This window comes from Acidovorax temperans, assembly GCF_028596105.1.
Lineage (GTDB): Bacteria > Pseudomonadota > Gammaproteobacteria > Burkholderiales > Burkholderiaceae_C > Acidovorax > Acidovorax temperans.
The window spans coordinates 122,297-135,023 of the sequence record NZ_CP117193.1 but is presented as its reverse complement, the minus strand read 5'-3'; the positions used below and the strand labels follow the sequence as shown (position 1 = coordinate 135,023).

Annotated in this window: 8 protein-coding genes; 4 read left to right on the top strand and 4 right to left on the bottom strand. The window is 67.4% G+C overall.

Annotation, left to right across the window (positions count from 1 at the left end; translation table 11 throughout):
• Positions 1–146: 146 nt before the first annotated feature.
• A complete protein-coding gene (locus PQV96_RS00585) occupies positions 147–1,337 on the bottom strand; it encodes an MFS transporter (RefSeq protein ID WP_066786495.1) in 1,191 nt (396 codons plus the stop codon).
• A 220-nt stretch (positions 1,338–1,557) separates the two neighbouring features.
• Here PQV96_RS00585 and uvrA point away from each other — a divergent pair, with 220 nt between their 5' ends.
• The gene (gene uvrA, locus PQV96_RS00580; RefSeq protein WP_066782375.1) at positions 1,558–4,662 is read left to right on the top strand and encodes an excinuclease ABC subunit UvrA; all 3,105 of its coding nucleotides are present in this window, start codon (positions 1,558–1,560) and stop codon (positions 4,660–4,662) included.
• Between the two features lie 60 nt (positions 4,663–4,722).
• On the opposite strand, the gene PQV96_RS00575 is transcribed toward uvrA, so the two are convergent.
• Positions 4,723–5,706 carry an alpha/beta hydrolase gene (locus PQV96_RS00575; protein ID WP_066782373.1) on the bottom strand — a complete coding sequence of 328 codons (984 nt, stop codon included), beginning with the start codon at positions 5,704–5,706 and terminating at the stop codon, positions 4,723–4,725.
• 53 nt (positions 5,707–5,759) lie between these two features.
• Positions 5,760–6,356 carry a hypothetical protein gene (locus PQV96_RS00570; protein ID WP_207374274.1) on the bottom strand — a complete coding sequence of 199 codons (597 nt, stop codon included), beginning with the start codon at positions 6,354–6,356 and terminating at the stop codon, positions 5,760–5,762.
• A 205-nt stretch (positions 6,357–6,561) separates the two neighbouring features.
• Between PQV96_RS00570 and ompR the strand changes: the two genes are divergently transcribed.
• Positions 6,562–7,305 carry an osmolarity response regulator transcription factor OmpR gene (gene ompR, locus PQV96_RS00565; protein ID WP_066785751.1) on the top strand — a complete coding sequence of 248 codons (744 nt, stop codon included), beginning with the start codon at positions 6,562–6,564 and terminating at the stop codon, positions 7,303–7,305.
• The gene (locus tag PQV96_RS00560) at positions 7,302–8,693 is read left to right on the top strand and encodes an ATP-binding protein (protein WP_066785749.1); all 1,392 of its coding nucleotides are present in this window, start codon (positions 7,302–7,304) and stop codon (positions 8,691–8,693) included. Before ompR ends, PQV96_RS00560 begins: the two co-directional genes overlap by 4 nt.
• A gap of 69 nt (positions 8,694–8,762) precedes the next feature.
• On the opposite strand, the gene PQV96_RS00555 is transcribed toward PQV96_RS00560, so the two are convergent.
• Complete coding sequence (locus tag PQV96_RS00555; protein ID WP_066785745.1) at positions 8,763–10,853, bottom strand: sigma-54-dependent Fis family transcriptional regulator; 2,091 nt, start codon at positions 10,851–10,853, stop codon at positions 8,763–8,765.
• 328 nt (positions 10,854–11,181) lie between these two features.
• On the opposite strand from PQV96_RS00555, the gene exaC reads away from it, so the two are divergent.
• Entirely contained in the window at positions 11,182–12,705 is a 1,524-nt protein-coding gene (gene exaC / locus PQV96_RS00550; RefSeq protein ID WP_066785743.1) for an acetaldehyde dehydrogenase ExaC, read from the top strand.
• Positions 12,706–12,727 lie beyond the last annotated feature (22 nt).

Here is a 12,727-nt window from a genome sequence, read left to right as displayed (position 1 = left end):
ACCTTGCAATGAAAAAGCGCCGGATTTGAAGAAATTTCCGTGCGCCAGATGGAAGAAAGCCGCCATTGTGCCGCAAGCGGCCCGCTGGCGGCAGGCCCAGCGCAGCGCCCAGATGCTGTGTGGGTAACGCGACCTCAGGCGGGTTTTCAGTGCCCCGCGCCAGCCTCATTGCGCCCCAGGGGGCGCAGCTTCCAGGACGCGGCCAGCCACAGGGCCATGAGCGCAGTGGTGGCGGCAAACAAGCCCACGGGGCCCGACCATTTCACCAGCGCGCCCCCCAGTGCTCCGCCAGCAAACAGGCCCAGCGACTGCAGCGTGTTGTAGCTGCCCAGCGCCGCGCCGCGCACCTGGGGCGGCGCCATGCGCGACACCAGGCTGGGCTGGCTGGCCTCCAGCGCGTTGAATCCGCAAAAGAACACAAACAGCAGCGGCCCCAGCACCCACAGCGATGGCACGGCACCGCTGGCAGACAACGCCCCCAGCCCGGCCTGCACCACCAGCACCAGGCCGATGGCGCCCAGCAGGGCGGCGCGCAGACGGCCCCGGCGCTCCAGCGCAAACAGGCCCCCCATGGCCACGAACGACAGCACCACGGCCGGCAGGTACACCTGCCAGTGCTGGTCCTTGCCCAGCCCGGCCTGCACCAGCATGGCCGGCACGGCCACCCACATCGACAGCTGCACCGTGTGCAGCACAAACACGCCCAGGTTCAGGCGCAGCAAATCAGGGTGCGCCCACACATCGGCCAGGCGGCCACGGGGCGCATTCTTCAGTTCCGCAGGTTCAGGCGGTACCCACCACAGCACCACGGCCACGCCCGCCAGGGCCAGCGCACAGGTCAGACCAAACAGGCCCGACAAGCCCAGCGCCGCCGTCAGCACCGGCGCGGCCACCAGGGCCACGGCAAACATCAGCCCAATGCTGCCGCCCACCAGCGCCATGGCCTTGGTGCGCACGGCATCGCGTGTCTGGTCGGCCAGCAGCGCCGTCACGGCGGCCGACACTGCGCCTGCACCCTGCAGCGCGCGGCCTACCAGCAGACCGGTGAGCGAATCCGCCAGCGCCGCCAGCAAGCTGCCTGCGGCAAACACCAGCAGGCCCAGCACAATCACGCGCTTGCGGCCAAAGCGGTCAGACGCCATGCCCAGCGGCAACTGCAGCACCGCCTGCGTGAGGCCATAAATGCCCATGGCCAGCCCTACCAGCGCAGGGTCATCCCCACCGGGGTATTTGCGGGCCTCCAGCGCAAAAACGGGCAGCACCAGAAACAAGCCCAGCATGCGCAAGGCAAAAATCAGCGCCAGGCTCACGCTGGAGCGGCGCTCCAGCGCGGTCATGCGCTCTGCGGGGGGTGCGGGGCGGGTTGCAGCCGCGTGGGGCAGGGAGGAAGAAGAATCCGGCACGGTGTGCACTGTGGCCTAGTGATGCAAAGCAGGATTTTCACCGATTGGCACTAGCAGCGCCGAAAGCCCGCCAGAGACACCGGCCGACCCGACCCGCCCCGCCCCCAAAAGGCCCTGGCAGACACCCCCGCAGGGAAAAAGCGGCTGGCCTATCATGGTGGGTTTTCTTGCCCTCCGCGACTTGCCGCCCGTGACCGACTCTTCTGCCCCCACATCGCCCGCTGACGGCACCTACCTCGCCCGCGCCCTGCGCGAGCAGCGCATCAGCATCCGTGGCGCGCGCACGCACAACCTCAAGAACATCGACCTCGACATTCCGCGCAACCAGCTGGTGGTGATCACGGGGCTGTCCGGCTCGGGCAAATCCAGCCTGGCGTTTGACACGCTGTATGCCGAGGGCCAGCGGCGGTATGTGGAGAGCCTGTCGGCCTATGCGCGGCAGTTTCTGGGGCGGCTCGATAAGCCCGATGTGGACCTGATCGAGGGCCTGTCGCCCGCCATCAGCATCGAGCAGAAGGCGACCAGCCACAACCCGCGCTCCACCGTGGGCACGGTGACGGAGATTCACGACTACCTGCGCCTGCTCTATGCCCGCGCAGGCACGCCGTTTTGCCCCGACCACGGCCTGCCGCTGGCAGCGCAAACGGTGAGCCAAATGGTGGACGCCGTGCTGGCGCTGCCCGAGGACACCAAGCTCATGATCCTCGCCCCGGTGGCGCGGGAAAAGAAGGGCGAGTTCACCGAGCTGTTTGCGCAGATGCAGGCGCTGGGCTACATCCGCTTTCGGGTGGATGGCCAGATTTACGAACACGAGAACCTGCCGCAGCTCAAGAAGACCGAGAAGCACGACATTGACGTGGTGATTGACCGCGTGAAGGTGCGTGCCGACCTGCAGCAGCGCCTGGCCGAGAGCATTGAAGCAGCGCTGCGGGTGGGCGGCCACGACGGCAATGGCCGCGTGCTGGCGCTGGAGATGGACACGGGGCAGGAGCACCTGTTCAGCAGCAAGTTTGCCTGCCCGGTGTGCAGCTACTCGCTGGCCGAACTGGAGCCGCGCCTGTTCTCGTTCAACTCGCCCATGGGTGCGTGCCCCGCGTGCGACGGTATCGGGCAACGCGAGGTGTTTGACCCGGTGCGCGTGGTGGCCTTCCCGTCGCTCAGTCTGGCCAGCGGTGCCATCAAGGGCTGGGACCGGCGCAACGGCTACTACTTTGCGATGCTGGAGAGCCTGGCCAAGCACTACGCCTTTGACATCGAGGCGCCGTTTGAATCGCTGCCTGCGCCGGTGCAGCACGCCATCCTGCATGGCTCGGGCGAGGAGGAAATTGCTTTCAGCTACATCCTCGACAGTGGCGCGCAGAAGGGCAAAACCGTCACCAAGAAGCACCCCTTCGAAGGCATCATCCCCAACATGGCCCGCCGCTATCGCGAGACGGATTCGGTGGTGGTGCGCGAAGACCTGGCGCGCTTTCGCAGCACCCAGCCCTGCCCCGAATGCCACGGCGTGCGCCTGCGCCGTGAGGCCCGCCATGTGAAAGTGGGCGAAGGCGAGCAAGCCCGCGCCATCTACGAAGTGAGCCACGCCACGCTGAGCGATGCGCACGCGTGGTTCCAGGCCCTGCGCCTGACGGGGGCCAAGGCCGAGATTGCCGACAAGGTGGTGCGCGAGATCGCCACGCGATTGCAGTTTTTGAACGATGTGGGCCTGAGCTACCTGAGCCTGGACCGCAGCGCCGAAACGCTGAGCGGCGGCGAGGCGCAGCGCATTCGCCTGGCTTCGCAAATCGGCTCGGGCCTGACGGGTGTGATGTATGTGCTGGACGAGCCCAGCATCGGCCTGCACCAGCGCGACAACGACCGGCTGATTGCCACGCTGCAGCACCTGCGCGACATTGGCAACAGCGTGATCGTGGTGGAGCACGACGAAGACATGATGCGCGCCGCCGACCATGTAATTGACATGGGCCCCGGCGCGGGCGTGCACGGCGGGCGGGTGATGGCGCAGGGCACGTATGACGAAGTGCGTGCCAATGCGCAGTCGCTCACGGGCCAGTACCTTTCAGGCACGCGCACGATTGCCGTGCCCAAGCGCCGCACGCCCTGGCTGCCGGTGCTGGACCAGCCTGCGCCCGTCGTCGAGACCAAAGCCAAATCACGCTTTCCGCAGACTGAGGCCAGCAAGCGCCGCGCAGAGCAAAAAGCCGAGCGATTGGCCGAGCACCACGCCCGCCAGGGCGCTGTGCAGGCCCTGCGCGTGGTGGGCGCCACGGGCAACAATTTGAAGGGCGTGACGGTGGACTTCCCGGTGGGGCTGCTCACCTGCGTGACGGGCGTCTCGGGCTCGGGCAAGAGCACGCTGGTCAACGACACGCTGTATGCCGCCGTGGCGCGGCAGATTCACCGCGCACACGAAGAGCCGGCCGAGCACGAAGAGATCGTGGGCATCGAATACTTCGACAAGGTCATCAACGTAGACCAAAGCCCCATTGGCCGCACGCCGCGCAGCAACCCTGCGACCTATACCGGCCTGTTCACGCCCATCCGCGAGCTGATGGCCGAGACCAACACCGCCAAGGAACGCGGCTACGGCCCGGGGCGCTTCAGTTTCAACGTATCGCAATCGTCGGGCGGGGGCCGCTGCGAGGCCTGCCAGGGCGACGGGGTGGTGAAGGTGGAGATGCACTTCTTGCCCGACGTGTACGTGCCCTGCGACATCTGCCACGGCCAGCGCTACAACCGCGAGACGCTGGAAGTGCTGTGGAAGGGCAAGAACATCGCCCAGATTCTGGAGCTGACGGTGGAGGACGCTGCGGCCTTCTTCCAGGACGTACCCACCATCGCCCGCAAGCTGCAGACGCTGCTGGATGTGGGCCTGTCGTACATCCGCCTGGGCCAGGCGGCCACCACCCTCTCAGGTGGCGAGGCGCAGCGAGTGAAGCTGGCGCAGGAGCTGAGCAAACGCGACACGGGCCGCACGCTCTACATCCTGGACGAACCCACCACCGGCCTGCACTTTGCCGACATCGACCTGCTGCTCAAGGTGCTGCACCAGCTGCGCGATGCGGGCAACACCATCGTCATCATTGAGCACAACCTCGACGTGATCAAAACGGCTGACTGGCTCATCGACATGGGCCCCGAGGGCGGCGCGGGCGGTGGCACCGTGGTGGGTGTGGGTACGCCTGAGGAACTGGCCGCCAACCCGGCCAGCCACACGGGGCGGTATTTGGCGCCGTATCTCCGGTCAAAATTTGAATAAAAACAGCCGCTAGCGCTTGATCCACGAGCGCCAGCAGCTATATTTTCAATAGCAAATGGATTATCGAAGTCGGCGCGCGACTTCAGGGTCCAGCGAGCCCATGAACGCCTCCACGGCACGGGTATAGTCGCTGTCCAGCCCCAGCTGCGCGTTGATCTCGCCATGGGTCAGGTCCTGCGGCACAACCTCGGCCCGGCTACCCCGGCTTTGCACATGCAGCGCCATGCTCTCGGCCTGCACGCAGGGTTGGTCGGCCCGCTCGGTAGAGCACACCATCTGCATCGGCGGCGCGCCCACCGTCCATTGGTGGTAGGGCGACAAGGCCACCCAGTACGCGGGGTCGGCGCCAAACGCTTCGTCGTACAGCGCTGCGTGCGGCGCGCGCATCACGGCGGGCACGTTCATCACCGCGCTGTCGAGCGATACCGTTCCCAGCCACGGCCAGGCGCCCTCGCGCAGCACCTGCGGTGCACGGGCGTTCATCAACGCCACCAGGTGGGCACCGGCAGAGTGGCCCATCACAATGAATCGGCTGGGGTCGCCGCCGTAGCCCGACACCCGCTGCTGCGCCGCCAGCAGCGCGGCCTGCACATCGCGCTCTTGCACCGCCACCGGCGTGTCCGGCAGCATGCGGTAGTTGATGGAGACAAAGATGAAGCCCTTGGGCACCCAGCGGGCCACCTTTTCCGTCACCACACGGCCCACGGCTTTGTCGCCAATGCGCCATGCGCCGCCGTGCACCATGAAGATCACCGGCGCCCCCACCGTGCTCGCCACCACGCTGCTGGTGCCGGTGGACGGGGTGGTGGGCACGTAAAAGTCCATGCGCTGTGCGGGGTCCTGGCCATAAGGCACATCGGCAATGCGCTGCACGCCGGTGGGCAATGCCGCCTCGGTGGCGGCGGCCTGCTTTTGCGCGATGAGGGCGCGCAGGCGGCCACCGTTTTGGGGATTGGTTTGGGGGATGGTCTGGGCTTGCACGCTAGCGGTGGCAAGCGTGAGCGCGGCGAGGGCAGTCACGGTGAAAAGTTGGCGCAGGGACATGGCAAAGCTCCTGGGATGGGGACGGTGTGGATCAGCGGCTAAATGCGGTGACTTCAAGGCCGCGTGGGGCAGGCCATGGCCGCGCCGCTGGCGTCGTAGCAAGTGGCGCTGCGGCTCAGTCCACCATCCTTGCTGTAGCTGCTTTGCGTATGCACGCTGTTGCCGGTGGCTGTATTGGTGGCCGTAGAGGTGCGGGCCTGCGTCACGGTGCCGTCGGCATTGCGGGTGGCCCCGCCGCTGCTTTGCAAGCTGGCCTGGGCGTTCTGGGCCGACAGGCTGCCACTGTGGCTGGCGCTGCCGTCTGCGCTGCGCGATGTGCTGCCCTGGCGCACCGCCATGCCGCCCTGCGCACCGACAGCGGCGCCACGGCTGGTGACACTCGCGTTGCCCTGCCCGTCGGCCGTGGCAGTGCGGCCCCGCACCACCGCCCCGTTGGCCCCCGCCCGCGCCACGCCCGTGTGCGCCGTGGTGCTTCCGTCGGCACCATGTTCCACCACATGGCGTGCGCGGGCATGCGCCGTGGTGGGTGCGGCGAGCGTGAGCACGGCGCTCAGGGCGATGGCGCCCAGTGCTGAAAGCACAAACACACCAGCGGCCAGCGCGGGGCGTTGCAGCAGGTCTATGGCGTCGGGGCGAGTAGGCAAGGGCATGGTGGTCAACTCCTGGGTTGCGTATCGGTTGGAGGGAATGGGTGCACTGTGCCCGGCAGATGTGAGCCAGCCATGGCAAAAAACCGCCGATGTATGACAAACCATGACAAACGCCACCCGCTGTGTCATGCCTTGTCATGGCTGCAAGGACATTCCCCTCTGCTGCTCCTACCATTGGGGTCATTGCGCATTGTTTGAACACCCCATGACCGACACCCTGGCCAAAATCCTGGTCGCCGATGACGAGCCCGACCTGCGCGCCCTGTTGCAGCGCTACCTGAGCGACCAGGGCTACACGGTGCGCACCGTGGAGGGCGCGGGGCCGCTCGATGTGCTGCTGGCGCGCGAGCGCTTTGACGTGCTGGTGCTCGACGTGATGATGCCGGGCGAGGACGGCCTGTCCATCTGCCGCCGCCTGCGCGCGCAGGGCGAGACCATTCCCATCCTGATGCTCACCGCCCGGGGCGACCCGGTGGACCGCATCGTGGGCCTGGAGATGGGCGCGGACGACTACCTGCCCAAGCCGTTCAACCCGCGCGAGCTGCTGGCCCGCATCCAGGCCATGGTGCGCCGACAGCGCATGCTGGGGGCGCACACCGGGCCGCAGGGTGTGCACGAGCGCATCGCGATTGGCGACTTTGTGCTGCTGCCCGCTGAGCGGCGGCTGGAGAAGGCGGGCACAGACATCGCCCTCACCACCGGTGAATTCGCGTTGCTGCTGGCCCTGGCGCAAAACCCGCAGCGCCCGCTGGGCCGCGACCGGCTCATGGCGCTGGCCTACGGCCCCGACCACACGGCCACCGACCGCAGCATTGACGTGCAGATCATGCGGCTGCGCAAACTCATCGAAGCCGACCCGGCCCAGCCGCGCCACATCCGTACCGTGTGGGGCGTGGGCTATGTGTTTGTGCCCGACGGCGCAGTGCCTGCCAGCGAGGGCAAGCCATGAACGAGCCCGCCTCCGCCCCCCATTCCACCACGCATGCTCCGCGTGGCCTGTTGCCCCGCAGCCTGTTGGGCCGCAACCTGCTGCTGATGGCATTGCTCATTGTGCTGGGCCAGCTGTGCGCGGCGGTGCTGGTGCGGCAGATGATCTTCAAGCCCCGCGTGGTGCAGGTGGCCGATGGAGTGGCGCGCAACGTGGCCGCCATCCGCGCCGGGCTGCAGGTGCTGCCACCGGAGCAGCGGCAGCCGTTTGTGCAGGCCTTCAACGAGCAGGCCGCACGAACGCAAACCCATCCACTGGCGGCCGCACCGGGCACCTGGCGCGCCGTGCTCTCGCCGCTGGAGCGGCAGTTTGTGCGGGCCGTTACCCAGCAGCTGGATGCAGCAAAAGGCACACCGGCCTCGTCCGCAGATCCTTTGTGGCGGCGCGACAGCAGCGGCGTGCTGTCGCTGCGCGTGGTGCATGAAGGCACTGAATACTGGCTCAACCTGCCCAGCGTCTTCCCCACGCGCGAATTCACCGGCGCCTGGCTCATGGCCACGCTGGCCAGCATGGTGCTGGCGCTGGTGGGTGCCTGGTGGCTGCAGCGCCACCTCAACCAGCCGCTGCAGCGCGTGGTGCAGGCCGCGCAGCGCCTGGCCCGGGGCCAGCCGCCCGGGCCGCTGGCGGAGGACGGCCCCACCGAAATCGCCACCGTGGCCCGCAGCTTCAACCACATGGCCCAGAGCCTGGCCCAGGCCGACCAGGAGCGGGCGCTGATGCTGGCCGGGGTGTCGCACGACCTGCGCACGCCCCTGACCAAGCTGCGCCTGGGGGTAGAGATTGCCGGGCCGCAAATCGAGCCCGATCTGTCCACGCGCATGGTGCGCAGCATGGACGAGATGGACGCCATCCTCGGCCAGTTCTTGCACTTTGCGCGCATGCAAGAGGCAGAGCCCCTGCAGCCCGCCGCGCTGGACGACCTGGCCCAGGCCATCGCCCAGGCGCAGGCCGACCATGGCCGCAGCGTGGCGCTGGAGCTGGGCACCCCGCCGCCCACCCCCGTGCAGGCCCAGGCCCTGCGCCGCGCGGTGGACAACCTGGTCGAGAACGCCTGGCGCCACGGCGCTGCGCCTGTGGTGCTGCGCACAGGCAGGGCAGACAACGCAGGCCCCCAGAGCGATGGCGTGTGGATTGAAGTGCAAGACCACGGCCCCGGCGTGCCCAGAGCCGAGCTGGACCGCATCCGCCAGCCCTTTGCCCGCGGCGAGGCCGCCCGCAGCGGCCGCCCCGGTGCGGGCTTGGGCCTGGCCATTGCCGACCGCGTGGCCCGTGCGCACGGTGGGCGGCTGGAACTGCACAGCGCACCCGGCCAGGGCCTGCGGGCGCGGCTGGTGCTGCCTGCTCATTGAAAATTTTGAGCCAAATTGGCCTGTAGCGCTTATTTATAAAACGCTACCAGCTATTAAATCAATAGCAAATCAAGGATGTGCTGCGTCCTGGCGGGCCGCCAGCTTGCGGTACAGCGTTTGCCGGCTGATGCCCAGCGTGCGCGCCGCCTGCGACATGTTGCCGCCCGCGGCCTGCACCGCCTGGTCGATGGCGGTGCGGGAGAGTTGCTGCAGATTGAGGGGCGATACGGCACTCGCGCCAGCCCCCCCGGCGGCATGCAGCACCGCCACACCGGGCAACGTGGTGACGGGGCGGGCTGCGGGCAGTTCTGACCGCGCAGCCTCTTGGTGCCCATGCCCTGCAGAAGGTGCGATGGGCGCGGTCTGCGCCGCGTGCAACGCGTGCTGCAAATCGTCGGGCAGGTGGCTCCAGGTGATGGTGTCTTCGCCCTCGGCCAGCAGGGCGCAGGCGGTGCGCAGGGCGCTGGCGTATTGGCGCAGGTTGCCGGGCCAGGGGTAGGCGGCCAGCGGGGCGATCAGCTCGGGGGCCAGTTGCGCGGGCTGGGGCAAGGCCTGCTCGGAGGTCAGGTCGGCCAGCAGGCGCTCCGTGAGGGGTAAAAAGTCGCTGCGCTCGCGCAGGGCGGGCAATTGCACTGTGAGGCCGTTCAAGCGGTAGTACAGGTCTTGCCGAAACCGGCCCTGCTCTGCCGCCTGCATGAGCTGGCAGTGCGTGGCGCTGACCAGGGCAAAGTCCACCGGTACGGCCTGGCTGCCGCCCACGGGAGTCACGCTGCGCTCTTGCAGCACGCGCAGCAGGCGGGTTTGCAGGGCCAGGGGCATGTCGCCGATTTCGTCCAGAAACAGCGTGCCGCCGTGCGCCTCGCGCAGGCGGCCCGGGCTGCCCTGCTTGCGCGCGCCGGTAAAGGCCCCGGGCACGTAGCCAAACAGCTCTGCCTCGATCAAATTCTCAGGAATGGCGGCGCAGTTGATGGCCACAAAGGGGCCGCCCTGGCGCGGGCTGCTGGCGTGCAGGGCCCGCGCAAACACTTCCTTGCCCACGCCCGATTCGCCCTGGATGAGCACGGCAATGGGTTTGCCCGCCACGCGCCGGGCCTTGTCGGCGGCGGCGCGCCAGCGGGCGTCGCCGGTGTCCAGCTGCGCCAGGGCGTCGGCGGGGGGGGCTGATGCATCGGCCATGGCCTGGGCGGGCAAGCGCAGGGCGCCCGCAGAGTCCGCAGAACGCGCCCCAGGCCACAGCGCCGCGTCCACTTGCACCAGGGCAAACAGCAGGCTGCCGCCGCGCTCGCGCACGGGCAGGGGCTGCTGGGGACGGCGGCGGTGGTGCGAGAGCAGGTCGTCCAGCCGCGCATCCAGCACCTGGGCCAGCGGGGTGGCCCCCACATCGTCTCTGCGCAGGCCCAGCTGCGCCAGGGCGGCGCGGTTGGCGCCGACGATCCAGCCATCGGGCGAGACGGCGAGCACGCCCTCGGCCACGCTGCCGATGCCTTCGGGCTCGCGGTGCAGGTGCAACCGGATGTGGCGCTTGCAGGTGGCCACCAGCAGGCGGTTTTCGATCATGCGGGCCGCAGTGCTGACCAGGCCCAGGGTGTGGGAGTGGCCGTTGCGGTGGTCACCCGAGATGTCGAGGATGCCCAGCAGCTCGCCCGTGGCCGAGAGGATGGGCGAGGCCGCGCAGGTGAGAAAGCTGTTGCGCTCCAGAAAATGCTCGCCGCCGTGCACTTCCACCGCCGTGCCTTCGGCCAGTGCCGTGCCGATGGCGTTGGTGCCCCGGTGGGATTCGTGCCACGAGGCGCCGCAGGTCAGCGCCACGCGCTCGGCCTTATCCACAAAGCCGGGGCTGCCCAGCGTGTGCATGAGCATGCCGGCCCGGTCGGCCAGCACCACCACGCTGTGGCTGTGGCGCACCTGGTCGAACAGGTATTCCATGATAGGGCGCGAATGCGTGAGCAGGCTGTGGTTGCAGGCCATGGCTTCGCGCAGCTCGCCGGGGCTGGGCAAATCGGCCGCTGCGCGCCCGGCAGGGGCCAGGCCTGCGGCCATGCTGCGCCTCCAGGAACGGGCCAGGCGCTCATCCACCAGGCCCGTGGGGCAATGGCCGTGTTCCAGCAAATGTCGCCGGGCCTGTTGCAAGGCCAGCAGGGGGGATGGGGTGGTGCGCACGCTGTCTCCTGAACGGGCGTCATGGCACCCGCTTCGAAGGGGCCAGTATGGCGGTGCCGGGGGGGCAGGGCAATAGCGTTTGCGCAGGGGAACTGTCCAACTGTTCCATTTCGTGACAGGTGTTCTGTGTTGGAACGTAACGCATGGCGCCAACGCTTCACATCACCTTACTCATCCCGCGCCAAAACCCAAACAAATCAGCCACTTAGCGCGGAAGCAGCCCTTGGCCAGCAGGCACTCAAGGGCTGGCATGGGTCTTGTATAGGTGCTATCATCTGCCGCCGCAACACGCGCAGCAGATATCCAAAACATCGATAGGAGACACCGCATGACCGTTTACGCAGCCCCCGGCGCCGCTGGCGCCAAGATCGCCTACAAGGCGCAGTACAACAACTTCATCGGCGGCAAGTTCGTCGCCCCGGTCAAGGGCCAGTACTTTGATGTGATCTCGCCCGTCAACGGCAAGGTCTACACCCAGGCCGCCCGCTCCACCGCAGAAGACATCGAACTGGCACTGGACGCCGCCCACGCCGCGGCCGATGCCTGGGGCAAGACCGATGCCGCCACACGCGCCAACATCCTGCTGAAAATTGCCGACCGCATCGAGCAAAACCTGGAACTGCTGGCCTATGCCGAGACGGTGGACAACGGCAAGGCCATCCGCGAGACGCTGAACGCCGACATTCCGCTCACCGTGGACCACTTCCGCTACTTTGCAGGCTGCGTGCGGGCGCAAGAGGGCGGCATCAGCGAGATCGACGAAAACACCGTGGCGTACCACATCCAGGAGCCGCTGGGCGTGGTGGGCCAGATCATTCCGTGGAACTTCCCCATCCTGATGGCCGCATGGAAGCTGGCCCCCGCCCTGGGCGCGGGCAACTGCGTGGTGCTCAAGCCCGCAGAGTCCACCCCCATCTCCATCCTCATCCTGGCCGAGCTGATTGCCGACCTGCTGCCGCCCGGCGTGCTCAACATCGTCAACGGCTTTGGCCGTGAAGCCGGCATGCCGCTGGCGACTTCCAAGCGCATTGCCAAGATCGCGTTCACCGGCTCCACCAGCACCGGCCGCGTGATTGCGCAGGCAGCCGCCAACAACCTCATCCCCGCCACGCTGGAGCTGGGCGGCAAGAGCCCCAACATCTTCTTTGCCGATGTGATGGACAAGGACGATGCCTTCCTCGACAAGGCCGTTGAAGGTCTGGTGCTGTTTGCATTCAACCAGGGCGAGGTCTGCACCTGCCCATCGCGTGCGCTGATCCAGGAAAGCATCTATGACAAGTTCATGGAGCGTGTCTTGAAGCGCGTGGCTGCCATCAAGCACCAGAACCCGCTGGACACCGACAGCATGATGGGCGCGCAGGCATCGAAAGAGCAGCTCACCAAAATCCTCTCGTACCTGGAGCTGGGCAAGCAGGAAGGCGCTGAAGTGCTGGCCGGAGGCGGTCAGGCTCATCTGGGTGGCGACCTGGAAGGCGGCTACTACGTGCAGCCCACGCTGTTCAAGGGCCACAACAAGATGCGCATCTTCCAGGAAGAAATTTTCGGCCCCGTGCTGGCCGTGACCACCTTCAAGGACGAAGCCGAAGCGCTGGCCATTGCCAACGACACGCTGTACGGCCTGGGCGCCGGCGTGTGGAGCCGCAACGGCAACGTGGCCTACCGCATGGGCCGCGCCATCAAGGCCGGCCGTGTGTGGACCAACTGCTATCACCACTATCCGGCGCATGCGGCCTTTGGCGGCTACAAGGAATCGGGCATCGGCCGTGAGAACCACAAGATGATGCTGGACCATTACCAGCAGACCAAGAACCTGCTGGTGAGCTACAGCGAGAACAAGCTGGGCTTCTTTTGACGGACGTCAAGGGTTGAAGCGG